Raw genomic sequence first — 17,781 nt, forward strand, 5'->3', positions numbered from 1 at the left:
CCGTCCGGTCGTGGTGTGCCTGTCGGTGATCGGTGAGGTGGAGGTCAAGACGCGGCCGCCGCGGTCAGGCCGGACTCGAGGTCGGCGAGGATGTCGTCGAGGCCTTCGATGCCCACGGCGAGACGGACGAGTCCGGGCGTGACACCGGCGGCGAGCTGTTCGTCGGACGACAGCTGCGAGTGCGTCGTGGACGCGGGGTGGATGACGAGCGAGCGGACGTCGCCGATGTTGGCGACGTGGCTGTGCAGCGTGAGCGCGTCGACGAACCGCTTGCCCGCCTCGACGCCGCCTTCGAGTTCGAACGACACGATCGCGCCCGTGCCTCGGGGCGCGAGCTTTCCGGCGCGCTCGTGCCACGGCGACGACGGTAATCCCGCGAAGTGGACCGACGACACACCCGTATGCCCTTCGAGGAACTCCGCGACCGCCTGCGCGTTCGCGACGTGCCGTTCCATGCGCAGGCTCAGCGTCTCGATGCCCTGGCTGATGAGGAAGGCGTTGAACGGCGACACCGCCGACCCCAGGTCGCGCAGCAGCTGCACACGCGCCTTGAGTGCGTACGCGGGCGCGCCGAGGTCGGCGAACACGACACCGTGGTAGCTGGGGTCGGGCTCGGTGAAATCGGTGTGCCTGCCCTGGGTCCAGTCGAACGACCCGCCGTCGACGATCACGCCCGCGATGGCCGTGCCGTGGCCGCCGAGATACTTCGTGGCCGAATGGACGACGATGTCGGCGCCGAGCTCGAGCGGACGCACGAGATAGGGCGTCGGGACGGTGTTGTCGATGATCAGCGGCAGTCCGTGACGGTGCGCGACCTCGGCGACGCCGGGGATGTCGAACACGTCGCCGAGCGGGTTGGACACGGTCTCGCCGTAGAACGCCTTGGTTTCGGGGCGCACGGCCGCGGCCCACTGGTCCAGGTCGTCGGGGTCGTCGACGAAGGACACCTCGACGCCCAGCTTCGGCAGCGTGTAGTGGAACAGGTTGTACGTGCCGCCGTAGAGGCGAGGGCTCGACACGACGTGATCGCCTGCGCCCGCGAGGTTGAGGACGGCGAGGGTCTCGGCGGCCTGGCCGGACGCCAGCAGGAGCGCGGCGACGCCGCCTTCGAGCGCCGCGATGCGCTGCTCGACGGCGTCCTGCGTGGGGTTCATGATGCGCGTGTAGATGTTGCCCGGCTCGGCGAGGCCGAACAGCGCGGCGGCGTGATCGGTGTTGTCGAAGGTGTACGACGTCGTCTGGTAGATCGGCAGTGCACGCGCACGCGTGGTGGCGTCGGACGTCTGGCCCGCGTGGATCTGCTTGGTCTCGAACGACCAGGCTGCCGCCGGATCGGCGGGCGTGTCGGACGCGGCCTCGGGGCTGGTACGGGGTTCGGTCATCGAAGTGCTCCCGGAGAGTTGTCGGATCCGCGCGGCGCCGGATGTGAGCGTGCTCTCACGTGGGCGCGCGGAAGGGCTCGGTGCTGGGGCCTATCCGCGACAACAACACATGGTCAAAACCTCCACGCGTCTGACAAGGCATGGGGACCGCGCTTGTCACCCGACTCGTTCCGTTCGATCAGGAAACCAGGTCATCACCCGGGGCACCCCACCGCGGTGGAGGGTTGCCGGCCAGCAAGCCGGGGCTCGATGCTGGCACTCATGACCTGAGGCCGATCTTAACGGGTGGTGCGCACGATGCCCGAGTCGGCATGGCGACCCGGGCTGAGCAGCGGAATTGTTACTCACCGGTAGCCCACGGGAGGCGACCCCGCGGTTGAACTCCGAGGCCATAGCAGTACGCTTGTTCTGTATGGGACCGGACTCCTCGGAGTGTCCCACACCGACTAGCTTTGAAAGCGAAACCGTTCGCGGACCACCCACAAAGTGCGTTCGTGGCCGTGCAACCAGGGAAACGCCTACAGCGACCCAGGAAACTCAGGAGGACGCGAAGCACCCATGTCCAAGATCAAGGTAGAGGGCAAAGTCGTCGAACTCGACGGCGACGAGATGACCCGGATCATCTGGCAGTTCATCAAGGACAAGCTGATCCACCCGTATCTCGACGTCGACCTCGACTACTACGACCTCGGCATCGAACACCGTGATGCCACCGACGACCAGGTCACCGTCGACGCCGCCAACGCGATCAAGAAGTACGGCGTCGGCGTCAAGTGCGCCACCATCACCCCCGACGAGGCACGCGTCGAGGAGTTCGGTCTCAAGAAGATGTGGCGGTCGCCCAACGGCACCATCCGCAACATCCTCGGCGGAACGATCTTCCGCGCGCCGATCATCATCTCCAACGTTCCGCGTCTCGTGCCGGGCTGGACCAAGCCGATCATCATCGGCCGCCACGCGTTCGGCGACCAGTACCGCGCCACCGACTTCAAGGTGCCCGGCCCCGGTACCGTCACGATCACCTACACCCCCGAGGACGGCAGCGAGCCGATCCAGCACGAGCTGGTCAACTTCCCCGAGGCCGGCGGTGTCGTGCAGGGACAGTACAACTTCACGAAGTCGATCGAGGACTTCGCGCGGGCGTCGCTCAACTACGGCCTGCAGCAGAACTACCCGGTCTACCTGTCGACGAAGAACACGATCCTCAAGGCGTACGACGGTGCGTTCAAGGACATCTTCCAGCACATCTACGAGACCGAGTTCAAGGCAGAGTTCGACGCCGCGGGTCTCACCTACGAGCATCGCCTGATCGACGACATGGTCGCGTCCGCACTCAAGTGGGAGGGCGGCTACGTCTGGGCGTGCAAGAACTACGACGGCGACGTCCAGTCCGACACCGTCGCGCAGGGCTTCGGCTCGCTCGGCCTCATGACGTCGGTGCTGCTCACGCCGGACGGAAAGACGTGCGAGGCGGAGGCCGCGCACGGCACCGTCACGCGCCACTACCGTCAGCACCAGCAGGGCAAGCCCACCTCGACCAACCCGATCGCGTCGATCTTCGCGTGGACGCGCGGGCTCGAGCATCGCGGCAAGCTCGACGGCACTCCCGAGGTCATCGGCTTCGCGCAGGACCTCGAGGACGTCGTCATCAAGACCGTCGAGGGCGGCCAGATGACGAAGGACCTCGCGATGCTGGTCGGCGGCGACCAGGGTTACCTCACCACCGAGGAGTTCCTCGCCGCGCTCGACGAGAACCTGCAGAAGGCGCGTTCGAACGCCTGACGTTCGCATCCCACACGGGCGCACTGCCGCACGACGTGCATTCCATGCACATGGTGTGACAGTGCGCCCGTTGTGGTTTCGGGCGCCGTTGTCATGTCGGGATCAGCGCGGGGCGACGGTGGTGTCGAGCCTCTCGTGGTAGAAGCACACGTGCCCGGCGATGCCCGACGCGACGTCGAGCGGCTGGTGGTACGTCCAGGCGATGTCGCTGAGCAGGGAGTCGCCCACCCGCACGCTCCAGTACGACGCCTCGCCCTTGTACGGGCACACCGAGCGGGTGTCGCTCGGGATCAGGTCGACGGCGACGTCCTCGCGCGGCACGTAGTAGCGCGGGAACGGAAAGCTCGTCTCGAACAGCATTGCGCAGCGGTCGGTTTCGGCGAGGACGCGGCCGGGCGCCGCGATTCGCACGTGGCGTGAGCTGCGGCGGACGTCCACCCGGTGGAACGGGTCGCGGGGGTGGCCGAGCACCTGTTCGTCCTCGACGAACCAGTCGAACCCGTCCCAGTCGAACACGAAGTACGTCGCGAGGTCGGCGTCGTCGGGCCGGAATGCGGTGCCGCGCCTGCGACCGCCCACCGCGACGTGGAAGGACGTGCCGGGAGTCGTGTGCTCGTCGCCGGTCTGGTTCGCCGCGACGAGCGAGAGCCCCACGTCCTGCCCGGGAATCGCGTAGCGCGGCAGGTACTGACCCGGCTCCCACACCAGGAGGGCGTCGATCGAATCCGCGACCACGACGCCGTCGACCTGCGCACGGATCCGTGACACGAGGGGCAGATAGCGGAGGTCTTCGCGCAGCCGGGTCATCGCGTCGTTCATCTCGAGGGCCATGTCTTCAGAGTGTGCTCCGCACGCGCACATTCCGTGAGAGATCTCACCGGACGCGGCGCCGCGGAACAATCGCGGACCTCGTGGGACTTGAAGAACCGGGTCGCGTCCGCGACCGACCGTTTCCCACCGCGTAGGAGTGTTTCGTGACCGCTACCGCCGCTGTGGCCGACCCGGCGCCCGGCCTGTCGCTCACGCCCACCGCGCGCAGGATCGCGCTGCTCGCGCTCGCGCTCGGCGGGTTCGGCATCGGCACCACCGAGTTCGTGTCGATGGGGCTGTTGCCGGACATCGCAGCCGGACTGGACATCACCGAGCCGGTCGCCGGCCACGCGATCTCGGCGTACGCGCTCGGCGTCGTGATCGGTGCCCCGCTGATCGCGGTGTTCACCGCGCGGGTGCCGCGCAAGGCGCTGCTGCTCGCACTCGTGGCGCTGTTCGTCGTGGGCAATGCCGCGACGGCCTTCGCGCCGAGCTACGGCTGGTTGCTCGCTGCGCGGGTGCTCGCGGGCCTGCCGCACGGCGCGTACTTCGGCCTCGCCGCGCTCGTCGCGGCGCACATCTCGCTGCCCGGGCACCGGGCGAAGAGCGTGTCGATGGTGATGCTGGGACTCTCGGTCGCCAATGTGGTCGGCGTGCCCGCGGCGTCGTGGCTCGGACAGTCGTTCGGGTGGCGGGTTGCGTTCGTGCTCGTCACCGCGATCGGAGTGGCGACCTTCCTGGCGGTCGCGGCGCGCGTGCCGCATCTCGCATCGATGCCACGGTCGCGGCCGAAGACCGAGCTCGGCGCACTGCGCAGCCCGCAGGTACTGCTCACGCTGCTCGTCGGCATGGTCGGCTTCGGCGGCCTGTTCGCGGTCTACACGTACGTCGCGACCTCCCTCACCGATGTCGCGGGCCTGGATCGCTCGTGGGTGCCGCTCGCGCTGATGGGCTACGGCCTCGGCATGGTCAGCGGCAACCTGGTCGGCGGTCGGCTCGCGGACCGCGCGCTCGTCCCCGGCCTCTTCGCGGCGATGTCCGCGATGGCTGTCGTGCTCGCACTGTTCGTGCTCGCGCTGCACAACCCGGTCACAGCGCTCGTCGGGCTGTTCTTCGTCGGCTTCGCAGGGGCCGCCGCGATTCCGGGGCTGCAGACGAGGCTGATGGACGTCGCCGCCGACGCTCAGACACTCGCCGCGTCGCTCAACCACGCGGCGCTCAACGCCGCGAATGCATTCGGGGCGTGGATCGGTGGCGTCGTCGTGACCGCATACGGATACACCGCGCCCGCCGCGGTCGGTGCCGTACTCGCCGCGGCCGGCGTCGGCGTACTCGTGGTCGCGGTACTCCAGGAGCGGCGCACCGCCGCGGCGGCCGGGCCTGTGGGCGGCGTCCGTTAGCCTGTCCGCCGTGCCTCACATCGTCACCACCGTCAACGTCAACGGCGTGCGCGCCGCCGCGCGCAAGGGCCTCGTCGAATGGCTCGGTGCCACGGCCGCCGACGTCGTGTGCCTGCAGGAGACCCGCGCCACCGACGACCAGCTGCGCTCGACGCTCGCCGGTCCGCTCGCCGACGGGTGGCACGTGGTGTCCGCCGAGTCCGCTGCCAAGGGCCGCAGCGGCGTCGCGATCCTCTCCCGCAGGCCCCCCGATGCGGTGCGCGTGGGCCACGGGGACGACGAGTTCGCCGATGCCGGCCGCTACCTCGAAGCCGACTTCGACGACCTGACCGTCGCGAGTCTGTACCTGCCGACGGGGCAGGTCGACACGCCCAAGCAGGAGCAGAAGGACCGCTTCCTCGTGTCGTTCGCGCGGTACCTCGACGGCGTCGCGTCGGCGGCCGATGACGCCGGCCGCGACGTCGTGGTGTGCGGCGACTGGAATATCGCGCACACCGAGCTCGACATCAAGAACTGGAAGGGCAACGTCGAGAACTCGGGCTTCCTGGCACACGAGCGCGAGTGGGTCGCCGCGCTGCTGTCCACGCACTGGTTCGACGTCGTACGACACCTGCATCCGGACGTGCCGGGCCCGTACTCGTGGTGGTCGTACCGCGGCAAGGCGTTCGACAACGACGCCGGCTGGCGCATCGACTACCAGCTCGCCACCGCAGGCCTCGCGTCGCGAGCCAAGGCCGCACACGTCGAGCGTGCCGCGAGCTACGACCTGCGCTGGTCCGATCACGCACCGGTCACCGTGCAGTACCGCTGAGTCCTGAGCCGCCGAGGGTCCTGAGCCGCCGAGGCGACCGGTTCCGCCGGCGCGGGAGGACGCTGAAAGCCGCTTGTGCACGCGTGGAAAGATCGAAGGCATGTCCACTGCTGCAGAACGTACGACGAAACCCCGCGTGCTCTCGGGTATCCAGCCCACCGCCGACTCGTTCCACCTCGGCAACCTGATCGGCGCGCTGCAGCAGTGGGTGCCCCTGCAAGAGGACTTCGACGCCTTCTACTTCATCCCGGACCTGCACGCGATCACCGTCGCGCAGGATCCGAAGGAACTCCGCAAGCGCACCAAGGTCGGGGCGGCGCAGCTGCTCGCTCTCGGCATCGACCCGCAGCGGTCGACACTGTTCGTGCAGAGCCAGGTGCCCGAGCACGCGCAGCTGGCGTGGGTGCTCAACTGCATCACCGGCTTCGGCGAGGCGAGCCGAATGACCCAGTTCAAGGACAAGTCCGCCAAACAGGGCACCGACAACACGACCGTCGGCCTGTTCACCTACCCGGTGCTGATGGCCGCCGACATCCTGCTGTACCGCCCGCAGCGCGTGCCGGTGGGGGAGGACCAGCGGCAGCATCTCGAACTCGCGCGCGACCTCGCGGCGCGGTTCAACTCGCGCTTCGGCAAGACCTTCGTGGTGCCCGAGGCGCAGATCGTCAAGGAAACCGCCAAGATCTACGACCTGCAGGATCCGACGTCGAAGATGAGCAAGTCCGCGGCGAGTCCGAACGGCCTGATCAACCTGCTCGACGACCCGAAGGTGTCGGCCAAGCGCATCAAGTCGGCAGTCACCGACAACGAGCGCGAGATCCGGTACGACCCGTCGGCCAAGCCCGGCGTCAGCAATCTGCTCACCATCCAGTCGGCACTCACCGGCACGCCCGTCGAGACGCTCGTGACCGAGTACGAGGGCAAGGGCTACGGCGATCTCAAGGCAGGCACCGCCGACGCGCTGGTCGAGTTCGTCACCCCGTTGCAGGCGAAGGTGCACGAATATCTGTCCGACGAGGCGGAACTCGATCGTGTTCTGGCCGCCGGTGCGGACCGCGCTCGGGAGGTATCGTCCAAGACACTGGCGGACGTGTACGACAGGGTCGGGTTCCTGACGACCTAGCCCGAAAGGACTGGGATGGCGGACGACAAGAACGGCAATGTCGGGGCACTCGAAGACCCTTCGAGCACGTCCGAACGAGACTCCGACAAGCCGGGCTTCCTCGCCCGCCAGCGTGCCGCCCACCCGTGGTTCGACCACGTCATGCGCGCCGCGCAGCGCTATCAGAACCAGAAGGGCGACTACTACGCCGCGGGCATCACGTACTTCTCGGTGCTCTCGCTCGTCCCGATCCTGATGGTCGTGTTCGCCGTCGCAGGCTTCGTGCTGGCCGGCAGGCCCGACCTGCTCGACGAGATCAAGAACAGCATCACCGACAACGCACCGGGCAGCCTCGGCTCGACGCTCAACGATCTGGTCGATTCGGCCATCTCGTCGCGCAACACGGTCGGTGTGCTCGGTCTGCTCGGTGCCGCCTACGGCGGTCTCGGGTGGATGGCGAACGTCCGCAACGCCCTCACGGCGATGTGGGAGAGCAAGCACGAGGACGGCAACTTCCTGCGCACCAAACTCGGCGACGCGGGCGCGCTCATCGGTCTCGGGCTCGCGCTCGTGGTATCCCTCGGTCTTTCGGCTCTCGGCAGCGGGCCGGTCGTGCACCAGGTCGTGGAGTGGCTCAACCTCGACAACGTCACCGGCATCGGTACCGCGCTGCGCATCCTGTCGATCGTCGTGGGTCTCGTGGCGATGTGGGCGGTGTTCGCGTGGGTCATCGCCCGCCTGCCCCGCGAACCGGTCGCGATCCGGAGCGCCCTCGGTGCCGCCGTGCTCGCGGCCGTGGCCTTCGAGATCTTCAAGCAGGTCGGCGCCGTGTACCTGTCGTCGGTGCTCAGTGGACCCGCAGGTGTCGCCTTCGGGCCGATTCTCGGTCTGCTGGTGTTCGTGTTCTTCACCGCGCGCATGCTGCTGTTCTGCACCGCATGGGCCGCCACCACCCGCAGCAGCCTGGCGCTCGCGTACGTTCCGCCGCCCGACCCCGCGGTCATCTCGCCCCGCGTCACTGTGCGCGAGGGCCCGGGCGTGCTCGGCGGACTCGCCCTCGTCGGTGTGGGCGCGCTCGCGGTCCTCGGTGTGCGCGGGTTCGGCCGCCGCCGCTGACCCTTCGCGCCGGTCGTCTCTCGGGCTCAGTCGCGGCGGCGTCGTGCCAGCGCCCATGCTCCCGCGAGCAGCGCCAGGACCACGAGCCCCCCGACGACGCCGACGACGACGCGTGCGGTGGTGTCGGACCCGGAGTCGCCGGACGCCTCGGCAGCCTCGCTCGTGTCGGGTGCGGCCTGGGTGTCCGTGGTGCCGGTGCCCTCCGCGGGCGGTTCGGCGAGTGCCACCGTCGAGTGCGAGGTGGCGCCGGCCGCGTAGTCGAGCGTGCCCACCGAGGTGCCGGCGGGGAGCGCGAAACCGTAGTCGAGCAGACGGGCCGCCTGCACCCAGGGGCGGTCGGGAATCGCCTCGCCGCCCATCAACGTGACCTGCAGTGTGCGGCCGTCACGCTGCGCGCCGCCGACGTAGGTGTGCCGCGACGCATTCGTGAAGCCCGTCTTGCCGCCGAGCGCGCCGGGGTAGTTGTAGAGGAGGTCGTTGTCGTTGGTCAGCTCGAATCCGGGACGGTCGAAGTCGAGTGGATCGGCCGGATCCTTCGGATGCCCGGGGAAGAACACCTCGGGCACCGAGATCAGCTCACGGAACACCGGATTCTTCAGTGCTTCGCGGAACAGCAGCGACAGGTCGTACGGCGAACTGCTCTGACCCGGCCCGTCGAGTCCCGACGGTGTGGCGGCACGCGTGTCGAGGGCGCCGAGGGCCTGCGCCTTGGCGTTCATCTTTGCGACGGTGGCGTCGACGCCACCCAGCTCGCGCGCGAGCATGTTCGCGGTGTCGTTCCCGGACGCCATCATCAGGCCCTGCATCACGGTGTGGAGCGTGTAGGTGCCGCCGAGGCCCACGCCCACCCGGCTGCCTTCCATGTCCTCGTCCTCCTGCAGCGCGACGACCGTCTTGTTCAGGTCGAGTTCGTCGAGTGCGACGAGAGCGAGCAGGATCTTGATCGTGCTCGCGGGGCGGTACCGCCCGTGCGGGTCCTTCGCGGCGAGCACCTCGCCGGTGTCGACGTCGGACAGCAACCAGCCCGCAGCGAGGATGCCCTCGGGCAGCGGCGGCGCACCCGGCGGGAGGGCGTAGCCGCAGGTCGACAGTGCGCTGCCACCGATCGTGGTGGCGGGCACCGGCAGCGGTTCCGGGGCCGCGGCGCCGGGGCGCGGCACTTCCGACTCGTCCGCCGCGGGCGCCGGGGTGAGCCGGAAAGGGCACGCGTCGGTGTTCGGCGTCGTCGGGCCGGGCGGCGGCTGTTCGTGCGCGGGCTCTGCGGGGAGGGGTACTCCGATGGGCTGGGCGGCTGCGGTGCCGCCTGCGAGGACGAGTGCACCGCACGTCGCCACGACCGCGAGGGTGCGAAGTGTCAGCATGGCGTCTTCGAGCCTATGCGCTGGGGCCCGCCAGGACGACCGTATGGTCTGTGATTGTGGTGAGAGCGATGCACCGGTAGGCCCTATCGGCACCCCTCGTCGCGCACCTCGCCCGGCACGCGGTACGAGAACGGCCCGGTGCGCGTGCCCTCCCTCGACGGGAGAACACGCACACCGGGCCGTCGGTCGCCGGTGCGGCCGCGAGATCAGCGGCTGAACAGCAGGGCGCGCTTGACCTCGGCGATCGCCTTCGTCACCTGGATGCCACGAGGGCACGCGTCGGTGCAGTTGAAGGTGGTGCGGCAGCGCCACACGCCTTCCTTGTCGTTGAGGATGTCGAGACGCTCGGCGGCACCTTCGTCGCGGCTGTCGAAGATGAACCGGTGAGCGTTGACGATCGCGGCGGGGCCGAAGTAGCTGCCGTCGCTCCAGTACACCGGGCACGACGTCGTACAGCACGCGCACAGGATGCACTTGGTGGTGTCGTCGAAGCGCGCGCGGTCGTGCTGGCTCTGGATGCGCTCACGCGTGGGCTCGTTGCCGGTCGTGATGAGGAACGGCTTGACGGCGCGGTACGCGTCGAAGAACGGCTCCATGTCGACGACGAGGTCCTTCTCGACGGGCAGTCCGCGGATGGGCTCGATCGTGATCGTGACGGGCTTGCCGTCCGACGGGAGCATGTCCTTCATGAGCAGCTTGCACGCGAGCCGGTTGACGCCGTTGACGCGCATCGCGTCCGAGCCGCACACGCCGTGTGCGCAGCTGCGGCGGAACGTGAGCGTGCCGTCGAGGTAGCCCTTGACGTACAGCAGCAGGTTCAGCAGCCGGTCGGTGGGCAGCGCCGGAACCTGGAAGCTGTCCCAGTGCTGGGTCTCGCTGACCTCGGGGTTGAATCGTGCGATCTTGAGGGTGACCATCACCGCGCCGTCGGGGACGGGCGGCAGGGCGGGGGCTTCTACAGCTGGCGCGGACATCAGTACTTACGCTCCATCGGCTCGTAACGGGTCTGGACCACCGGCTTGTAGTCGAGACGGATGTCGGAGAGAAGTTCCTTGCCCTCCTTGTAGGCCATCGTGTGCTTCATGAAGTTCTCGTCGTCGCGCTTCGGGAAGTCCTCGCGCGCGTGACCGCCGCGCGATTCCTTGCGGTTGAGCGCGCCGACCACGGTGACCTCGGCCATTTCGAGCAGGAAGCCGAGCTCGACGGCCTCGAGCAGGTCGCTGTTGTAGCGCTTGCCCTTGTCCTGGACGACGATGTGGTTGTAGCGCTCCTTGAGCGCCCGCACGTCCGTCAGGGCCTGCGTGAGGCGCTCCTCGGTGCGGAACACCGACGCATTGTTGTCCATCGACTGCTGCAGCTCGGAGCGGATGTCCGCGACCCGCTCGTGGCCGTGATCCGAGAGGATGACCTCGAGCCAGTCCTCGACCATGCCCTCGGGCTTCTCGGGCAGTTCGGTGAAGCTCGCCGAGTTGGCGTACTCGGCTGCGGCGATGCCGGCGCGGCGGCCGAACACGTTGATGTCGAGGAGCGAGTTGGTGCCGAGACGGTTGGCGCCGTGCACCGACACGCACGCACACTCGCCTGCGGCGTACAGGCCCTTGACGACGTTGTCGTTGTCGCGCAGCACCTCGCCGTTGATCCGGGTGGGGATGCCACCCATGACGTAGTGGCAGGTCGGGTACACCGGCACCGGTTCCTTGACCGGGTCGACACCGAGATAGGTGCGCGAGAACTCCATGATGTCGGGGAGCTTCTCGTTGAGGGTTTCCTCGGGGATGTGCGTGACGTCGATGAGGACGTAGTCCTTGTTCGGACCGGCGCCGCGGCCTTCGAGCACCTCGAGCACCATCGAACGGGCGACGATGTCGCGCGGCGCCAGGTCCTTGATGGTGGGGGCGTAGCGCTCCATGAAGCGTTCGCCGTCGGCATTGCGCAGGATGCCGCCCTCGCCGCGCACCGCCTCGGAGATGAGAATGCCGAGGCCTGCGAGTCCCGTCGGGTGGAACTGGTGGAACTCCATGTCCTCGAGCGGCAGGCCCTTGCGGAACACGATGCCCATGCCGTCACCGGTGAGGGTGTGCGCATTGGACGTCGTCTTGTACATACGACCCGAGCCGCCGGTGGCGAAGACGATCGACTTGGCATGGAAGACGTGCAGCTCGCCTGTCGCGAGCTCGTAGGCGATGACGCCGTTCGCGACCGGGCCGTCCTCGGTCTCGACGATCGAGATGTCGAGCGCGTAGAACTCGTTGTAGAACTCGACGTCGTGCTTGACGCAGTTCTGGTACAGCGTCTGCAGGATCATGTGGCCCGTGCGGTCCGCCGCATAGCACGCGCGACGCACCGGCGCCTTGCCGTGGTCGCGGGTGTGACCGCCGAACCGGCGCTGGTCGATCTTGCCCTCGGGGGTGCGGTTGAACGGCAGACCCATCTTCTCGAGGTCGAGCACCGCGTCGATGGCCTCCTTGGCCATGATCTCCGCGGCGTCCTGGTCGACTATGTAGTCGCCACCCTTGACGGTGTCGAAGGTGTGCCATTCCCAGTTGTCTTCTTCGACGTTCGCGAGCGCGGCACACATGCCACCCTGCGCAGCGCCGGTGTGGCTGCGCGTCGGGTACAGCTTGGTCAGCACGGCGGTGCGGGCACGGGGGCCCGCCTCGATGGCTGCGCGCATTCCGGCGCCGCCAGCGCCGACGATGACGACGTCGTAACGGTGTTCCTGCATGAAGTGTGTGCTCCCCTAGCTCGCGGCGATGTTGGGGTCGAAGGTGAAGATGACGTAGGTGCCGAGACCCATGATGAGGATCATCGCGACGACCAGCACGGTGTTGAGCCAGAAGCGCGTCGAGTCCTTGCGCGAGTAGTCGGCGATGACCGTGCGCAGGCCGTTGCCGCCGTGCAACTGGGCGAGCCACAGCATCAGGAGGTCCCACACCTGCCAGAACGGGTTCGACCAGCGGCCGGCCACGAACGCGAAGTTGATGCGGTGGACGCCGTCGTCGAGCATCAGCATGATGAACAGGTGGCCGAGCACGAGCACGATGAGTGCCACGCCCGAGAAGCGCATGAACAGCCACGCGTACAGCTCGAAATTGTTCTTGGACTGACGGCGCGGCGAACGCGGGTTGTCCAGGCTGGCCGGGCGGTCGTAGGTCTTGCCGAGGCTCACGGCCTCGCTGCCGGAAGTAGTCGCCATGTCAGTGCCCCGCGAACATGTTGTAGAAGATTCGACCCGCACCCGGGATCATGACCACGAACCACACCGCGATGATGATCCAGAGCATCAGGCGCTGGTACTTGGGTCCCTTCGACCAGAAGTCGACGAGCAGGACACGCAGACCGTTGAGCGCGTGGTAGAGGACGGCCGCCACGAGGGCGATCTCCATGAGACCCACGACCGGGTTCTTGTAGGTGTCGATGACCCGGTCGTAGGTGTCCGGGTTGACACGCACCATGGCGGTGTCGAGGACGTGTACGAACAGGAAGAAGAATGTGAGTACGCCAGTGATCCTGTGCAGGACCCAGGACCACATACCGGGGTCGCCCCGATAGAGCGACCGGGTGCGCTCCCTGGCAGGAGCGGCTTCAGCCGTGGTTGTCATCGAGTGCTGTGCCTCCAACGTCTTCGGTGGGACGGTCGAGCCTGGGAATGCTCGGGGCAAGCAGTGGGCGCTCCGGGCAGGTGTGTGACCCGACTTCGATCCTGTATCGACTCCTTCGAGAACTCTAAACCCAACGGATTCCGGGGAACTAATTCACTCCGAAGTTCGTACCGCTCGGGCCATTTGAGTTAGGTATGCCTTTCCAAATGTCGAAATGTGACTCGTGTGACGCCGTGCCGACACGAAGCGGACGTGACAGGATGGGAAACCGTGGGCGAACCGGACTGGAAAACGTTGCGCGACAATGCACATTCGACGTCGGCGCGCGCGTACGCGCCGTACTCCGGCTTCGCGGTGGGCGCCGCGGCGCTGGTCGACGACGGCCGGATCGTCGTCGGATGCAATGTGGAAAATGTCTCATACGGCCTGGGTTTGTGTGCGGAGTGCGTACTCATCGGTAACTTGTTTTCTTCTGGTGGCGGCCGTCTGACGGCCTTCGCGTGCTGCGACGGCGACGGCACCGTTCTCCTGCCGTGTGGGCGCTGCCGACAGCTGTTGTTCGAGCACGGCGGTCCCGGTCTGCTCGTCGACCACCCCGACGGGCCGCGTCCGCTGTCGCAGCTTCTGCCCGACGCCTTCGGCCCCGCCGAACGAGATCGGATCGGCCGTGCCTGACGCCGTGTCGGTCATCGCGAGCAAACGCGACGGCCACGAGCTCACCTCGGCGCAGATCGACTGGGTGATCGACGCCTACACGCGGGGCGAGGTCGCCGACGAGCAGATGGCCGCGTTGGCGATGGCCGTGTACTTCCGCGGCATGACGCGGCCGGAGGTGTCGCGCTGGACACACGCGATGATCGCGTCCGGCACGCGTCTCGACTTCACGCATCTGCCCAGGCCCACGGTCGACAAGCACTCCACCGGTGGCGTCGGCGACAAGATCACGCTGCCGCTCACCCCGCTGGTCGCCGCGTGTGGCGCGGCGGTACCGCAACTGTCCGGTCGCGGGCTCGGGCACACGGGCGGCACGCTCGACAAGCTCGAATCGATACCCGGCTGGCGCGCGGACCTCGACAACGCCGAGATCGACCGCATCCTCGCCGATCCCGCGGTCGGAGCCGTCGTGTGTGCCGCCGGGTCGGGCCTCGCACCCGCCGACAAGAAGCTGTACGCGCTGCGCGACGTCACCGGAACCGTCGAATCGATACCGCTCATCGCGAGCTCGATCATGAGCAAGAAGATCGCCGAGGGCACCGGCGCGCTCGTGCTCGACGTCAAGGTCGGCTCCGGCGCGTTCATGACCGACGTCGACGACGCACGAGCGCTCGCCCGCACGATGGTTGCGCTCGGCACCGACGCCGGTGTGCGCACCACCGCGCTGCTCACGGCGATGGACGAGCCGCTGGGGTGCACCGCGGGCAACGCGCTCGAGGTGCGCGAAGCGCTCGACGTCCTCGCGGGTGCCGGGCCGCCCGATGTCGTCGAACTCACGCTGGCACTCGCCCGGGAGATGGTCGCCGCCGTCGGCCTGGACGGAGTCGACCCCGCGGACGTGCTGGCGTCCGGGGCGGCGATGGATCGGTGGCGCGCGATGATCGCCGCGCAGGGCGGCGACCCGGACGCGCCGCTGCCCGCCGCGGCACACACCGACACCGTCCGCAGTGCCGGTGCCGGGATCGTCCACCGTGTCGACGCGCGGGCGGTGGGGATCGCGGCGTGGCGGCTCGGAGCGGGCCGCGCCGTGCAGGGCGAGCAGGTGCAGGCGTCGGCGGGCGTCGAACTGCACGTGCGCCGAGGCGATCGTGTCGCGGCGGGTGCGCCGCTCGCGACTCTGCACACGGACACCCCCGAGCGCTTCGAGGCCGCGCGGGCCGCGCTCGCGGACGCGTTCGCGGTGGGCCGGACAGAGGAAGACGCACGCCCCGTCACGCGCCCCTTGGTCCTCGAGCGGATCGGCGAGGCAGCCGGCTGATCGGAGGGCCAGGGGCTAACGTCTCCTCATGACGGAACTCGCCCACTCCTCTGCACCTGTCCTGCCGGAGTTGCGGCAGGCGCCCAAGGTCTTGCTGCACGACCATCTGGACGGCGGGCTGCGTCCCGCCACGGTCCTCGAGCTCGCACGCGAGTGCGGGTACGACCGGCTGCCCGCGGACGATGCCGACGCGCTCGCGCGGTGGTTCCGCGACGCCGCCGACAGCGGTTCGCTCGAGCGCTATCTCGAGACCTTCGAGCACACGGTCGCCGTCATGCAGACGCCGGATGGGCTGAGTCGCGTCGCGCGCGAATGCGCGGTCGACCTCGCCGCCGACGGCGTCGTGTACGCAGAGGTGCGGTTCGCGCCGGAGCAGCATCTCGAGCGCGGGCTCAGCCTCGACGACGTCGTCGACGCCGTACTCGCCGGCATGCGGGCGGGCGAATCCGAGGTGCAGGCGTCGGGCCGGCGGATCCGCGTCGGTGTGCTGCTGACGGCGATGCGGCACGCCGCACGGTCGCGCGAGATCGCGGAGCTCGCCGTCCGCTTCCGCGATCGCGGGGTGGTCGGCTTCGACATCGCGGGCGCCGAGGCGGGCAACCCACCGAGCCGCCATCTCGACGCGTTCGAGTACATGCGCGACGCCAACGCGCACTTCACGATCCACGCGGGCGAGGCGTTCGGCCTGCCGTCGATCCACGAGGCGGTCGCGTTCTGCGGCACCGACCGACTCGGCCACGGTGTACGCATCACCGACGACATCCAGGTCGGACCCGACGGCACCGCGACATTGGGTCGTCTCGCGAACTACGTGCGGGACAAGCGAATTCCGCTCGAACTGTGCCCGAGTTCGAATGTGCAGACCGGTGCCGTCGACTCTCTCGAGCAGCACCCCTTCGACCTGCTGGCGCGGCTGCGTTTCCGTGTCACCGTCAACACCGACAACCGGCTCATGAGCGACACGACGATGACGCGCGAGATGGACCGTCTCGTGCAGACCTTCGGCTACGGCTGGAGCGATCTCGAACGGTTCACGATCAACGCGATGAAGTCCGCATTCCTGCCGTTCGACCAGCGGCTCGCGCTGATCGACGACGTGGTCAAGCCCGGCTACGCCGTGCTGATCGGTTGACCGGCCGGCTCACTCGGCGTTCTGCAGTCGCGCCTCGAAGCCGTGCTCGAGCTCGCGCCACGCCTCGGTCTCCTCGGTGAAGGGCGCGCTCGGTGCCATCCGGCCGCGGTCCGGTTCGAGCAGGTACGACACGTACCAGCCGAGGGGAGTGGACGACGCGAGCGCGATGTCGACGGTGTCGTCTCCCGCGAAATCGGCTGCATCGGTGAACAATTCGACCGCAAGGTCCAGCTGGTCGCGGTCCACCGCGGCCGGCCCCTCGGCGAGATCGTCGGCCAGGCCCGGCAGCACGTACACATTGTCGTCGGTGACCTCGACGTCGAGCGAACCGTCGACCGCGGCCACCTGGATCTCGTCGTACGTGCTCACCTTCGCGAGAGCGTGCTCGTGGTTGTCGGCGAGATACCGGGCGAGCCCACGCTCGGACGAGAACACGAAGATCGTGCCCGCGCGGCCGAGGAACACCGCGTCGTCGCCGAGATAACAGCGCAGCGTGTACCACGTGGCGCTCGTCGTGATGATCTTGATCGGGTCGACACCCACCGACGTCCAGAAGGTCTCGTCGGCCTCGTCGTACTCGGTGTCGTCCGTGTCGTCGGTGTCCTCCTCGTCGGAGAACTCGGTGTCGGCGTCGTCGGGCGAATCGAGATCGAGCGGCTCGTATTCCTCGTCGTCGATCTCGGCGTCGTCGTCGGCATCGACGGTGTTCTGCGCCGCCGCCACCAGTTCGGCCTCCGCCACCTCGACGGCGGACGCGTCGACTGCCGGGGCGGTGACGATCTCGTCGACCGCGTCGAGGACGCCGTCCCAGCCCTTCGCGATGGCGGCGCCGATACGCAACCACAGGTCCTCGCCGTCGCGGCCCTCGAAGATGTCCGGCCCCGAGCCCAGCGCACCCAGGTACAGGTTGGCATTGAAGAACTTGGTGACCGAGTCGAGCTCGCACACCTCGCCGATCGTGCGGACCATCTCCAGGGTGTCGCCGAGTTCGGCGATCGTCTGGTCGTCCGGATCGCCGGCCGCGAGTTCGGGAACACCGACGATGTCGTAACGGTGGTTGTCGTCGGGCTCGAACTCGACGGCCGACAGCGCGGACAGCTGCTTCCACGCGGGATGGTCGACGAGGTCGTTGTCGTCGTTCGTGCGGACGAACGCGGCGAGCTCGGCGACCGATTCGAAACCGTAGAGATCGTCGTCGTGTCCGAGGAACGCTTCCCACTCGTCGTCGCCTTCACGCCAGCGCGGCGCCCACAACGTTGTGAAGTCGCCGTCGGTGAGACCCAGTTCGATCGGGACGATGTCTCCAGCCAT

The 17,781-nt window shown here is 68.2% G+C and carries 16 protein-coding genes and 1 riboswitch; of the genes, 8 read left to right on the forward strand and 8 right to left on the reverse strand.

Annotated elements, in window-relative coordinates:
* Positions 1–44: 44 nt before the first annotated feature.
* On the reverse strand, positions 45–1,382 hold the full coding sequence (locus HCA44_RS03380; protein ID WP_169647123.1) for a bifunctional o-acetylhomoserine/o-acetylserine sulfhydrylase: 1,338 nt from the start codon (positions 1,380–1,382) through the stop codon (positions 45–47).
* A gap of 144 nt (positions 1,383–1,526) precedes the next feature.
* Positions 1,527–1,649, reverse strand: a riboswitch (SAM riboswitch).
* 291 nt (positions 1,650–1,940) lie between these two features.
* On the opposite strand from HCA44_RS03380, the gene HCA44_RS03385 reads away from it, so the two are divergent.
* On the forward strand, positions 1,941–3,164 hold the full coding sequence (locus tag HCA44_RS03385) for an NADP-dependent isocitrate dehydrogenase (protein ID WP_169647124.1): 1,224 nt from the start codon (positions 1,941–1,943) through the stop codon (positions 3,162–3,164).
* Positions 3,165–3,266: 102 nt separating this feature from the next.
* Here HCA44_RS03385 and HCA44_RS03390 read toward each other — a convergent pair whose 3' ends face one another.
* On the reverse strand, positions 3,267–3,995 hold the full coding sequence (locus tag HCA44_RS03390; RefSeq protein ID WP_169647125.1) for a DUF427 domain-containing protein: 729 nt from the start codon (positions 3,993–3,995) through the stop codon (positions 3,267–3,269).
* A gap of 143 nt (positions 3,996–4,138) precedes the next feature.
* On the opposite strand from HCA44_RS03390, the gene HCA44_RS03395 reads away from it, so the two are divergent.
* The 4 genes from HCA44_RS03395 (at position 4,139) to yhjD (ending at position 8,403) form a co-directional block, all read left to right on the forward strand.
* Positions 4,139–5,374, forward strand: a complete 1,236-nt coding sequence (locus tag HCA44_RS03395; RefSeq protein WP_169647126.1) for an MFS transporter — start codon at positions 4,139–4,141, stop codon at positions 5,372–5,374.
* Between the two features lie 10 nt (positions 5,375–5,384).
* Positions 5,385–6,185: an exodeoxyribonuclease III gene (locus HCA44_RS03400; RefSeq protein WP_169647127.1), complete on the forward strand. Its 801-nt coding sequence runs from the start codon at positions 5,385–5,387 to the stop codon at positions 6,183–6,185.
* A 100-nt stretch (positions 6,186–6,285) separates the two neighbouring features.
* Positions 6,286–7,308, forward strand: a complete 1,023-nt coding sequence (gene trpS / locus HCA44_RS03405) for a tryptophan--tRNA ligase (protein ID WP_169647128.1) — start codon at positions 6,286–6,288, stop codon at positions 7,306–7,308.
* A 15-nt stretch (positions 7,309–7,323) separates the two neighbouring features.
* Positions 7,324–8,403, forward strand: coding sequence for an inner membrane protein YhjD (yhjD, locus tag HCA44_RS03410; RefSeq protein ID WP_169647129.1), 1,080 nt, complete (start codon positions 7,324–7,326; stop codon positions 8,401–8,403).
* 26 nt (positions 8,404–8,429) lie between these two features.
* Here the strand turns inward: yhjD and HCA44_RS03415 are convergent, their stop codons facing one another.
* The 5 genes from HCA44_RS03415 to sdhC form a co-directional block, all read right to left on the reverse strand.
* Positions 8,430–9,764 (reverse strand): D-alanyl-D-alanine carboxypeptidase family protein, encoded by a 1,335-nt coding sequence (locus tag HCA44_RS03415; RefSeq protein ID WP_169647130.1) that lies wholly within the window; start codon positions 9,762–9,764, stop codon positions 8,430–8,432.
* A gap of 206 nt (positions 9,765–9,970) precedes the next feature.
* The gene (locus tag HCA44_RS03420) at positions 9,971–10,738 is read right to left on the reverse strand and encodes a succinate dehydrogenase iron-sulfur subunit (RefSeq protein ID WP_169647131.1); all 768 of its coding nucleotides are present in this window, start codon (positions 10,736–10,738) and stop codon (positions 9,971–9,973) included.
* Positions 10,738–12,489, reverse strand: coding sequence for a succinate dehydrogenase flavoprotein subunit (gene sdhA / locus HCA44_RS03425; RefSeq protein WP_169647132.1), 1,752 nt, complete (start codon positions 12,487–12,489; stop codon positions 10,738–10,740). Before sdhA ends, HCA44_RS03420 begins: the two co-directional genes overlap by 1 nt.
* Before the next feature lie 15 nt (positions 12,490–12,504).
* Positions 12,505–12,960 carry a succinate dehydrogenase hydrophobic membrane anchor subunit gene (locus HCA44_RS03430; protein WP_169647133.1) on the reverse strand — a complete coding sequence of 152 codons (456 nt, stop codon included), beginning with the start codon at positions 12,958–12,960 and terminating at the stop codon, positions 12,505–12,507.
* A 1-nt stretch (position 12,961) separates the two neighbouring features.
* Positions 12,962–13,366, reverse strand: coding sequence for a succinate dehydrogenase, cytochrome b556 subunit (gene sdhC, locus HCA44_RS03435; protein WP_169647134.1), 405 nt, complete (start codon positions 13,364–13,366; stop codon positions 12,962–12,964).
* A gap of 270 nt (positions 13,367–13,636) precedes the next feature.
* Between sdhC and HCA44_RS03440 the strand changes: the two genes are divergently transcribed.
* The 3 genes from HCA44_RS03440 to HCA44_RS03450 are packed head-to-tail and all read left to right on the forward strand — an operon-like array spanning position 13,637 to position 16,470.
* Complete coding sequence (locus tag HCA44_RS03440) at positions 13,637–14,041, forward strand: cytidine deaminase (protein ID WP_346764577.1); 405 nt, start codon at positions 13,637–13,639, stop codon at positions 14,039–14,041.
* Complete coding sequence (locus HCA44_RS03445; RefSeq protein WP_169647136.1) at positions 14,034–15,338, forward strand: thymidine phosphorylase; 1,305 nt, start codon at positions 14,034–14,036, stop codon at positions 15,336–15,338. Before HCA44_RS03440 ends, HCA44_RS03445 begins: the two co-directional genes overlap by 8 nt.
* 28 nt (positions 15,339–15,366) lie before the next feature.
* Positions 15,367–16,470 carry an adenosine deaminase gene (locus tag HCA44_RS03450; protein ID WP_169647137.1) on the forward strand — a complete coding sequence of 368 codons (1,104 nt, stop codon included), beginning with the start codon at positions 15,367–15,369 and terminating at the stop codon, positions 16,468–16,470.
* A 9-nt stretch (positions 16,471–16,479) separates the two neighbouring features.
* Here the strand turns inward: HCA44_RS03450 and HCA44_RS03455 are convergent, their stop codons facing one another.
* Entirely contained in the window at positions 16,480–17,781 is a 1,302-nt protein-coding gene (locus tag HCA44_RS03455; protein WP_169647138.1) for a primosomal protein, read from the reverse strand.

The sequence above is a fragment of the Rhodococcus sp. HNM0569 genome (genome assembly GCF_012726205.1).
In the GTDB taxonomy this organism is placed as follows: domain Bacteria; phylum Actinomycetota; class Actinomycetes; order Mycobacteriales; family Mycobacteriaceae; genus Rhodococcus_F.

Coding starts and splice junctions, on each gene's coding strand:
- HCA44_RS03380 (WP_169647123.1), bottom strand. CDS start 1,382: ATGACCGAACCCCGTACCAGCCCCGAGGCCGCGTCCGACACGCCCGCC.
- HCA44_RS03385 (WP_169647124.1), top strand. CDS start 1,941: ATGTCCAAGATCAAGGTAGAGGGCAAAGTCGTCGAACTCGACGGCGAC.
- HCA44_RS03390 (WP_169647125.1), bottom strand. CDS start 3,995: ATGGCCCTCGAGATGAACGACGCGATGACCCGGCTGCGCGAAGACCTC.
- trpS (WP_169647128.1), top strand. CDS start 6,286: ATGTCCACTGCTGCAGAACGTACGACGAAACCCCGCGTGCTCTCGGGT.
- yhjD (WP_169647129.1), top strand. CDS start 7,324: ATGGCGGACGACAAGAACGGCAATGTCGGGGCACTCGAAGACCCTTCG.
- HCA44_RS03415 (WP_169647130.1), bottom strand. CDS start 9,764: ATGCTGACACTTCGCACCCTCGCGGTCGTGGCGACGTGCGGTGCACTC.
- HCA44_RS03420 (WP_169647131.1), bottom strand. CDS start 10,738: ATGTCCGCGCCAGCTGTAGAAGCCCCCGCCCTGCCGCCCGTCCCCGAC.
- sdhA (WP_169647132.1), bottom strand. CDS start 12,489: ATGCAGGAACACCGTTACGACGTCGTCATCGTCGGCGCTGGCGGCGCC.
- HCA44_RS03430 (WP_169647133.1), bottom strand. CDS start 12,960: ATGGCGACTACTTCCGGCAGCGAGGCCGTGAGCCTCGGCAAGACCTAC.
- sdhC (WP_169647134.1), bottom strand. CDS start 13,366: ATGACAACCACGGCTGAAGCCGCTCCTGCCAGGGAGCGCACCCGGTCG.
- HCA44_RS03450 (WP_169647137.1), top strand. CDS start 15,367: ATGACGGAACTCGCCCACTCCTCTGCACCTGTCCTGCCGGAGTTGCGG.
- HCA44_RS03455 (WP_169647138.1), bottom strand. CDS start 17,781: ATGGCTGGAGACATCGTCCCGATCGAACTGGGTCTCACCGACGGCGAC.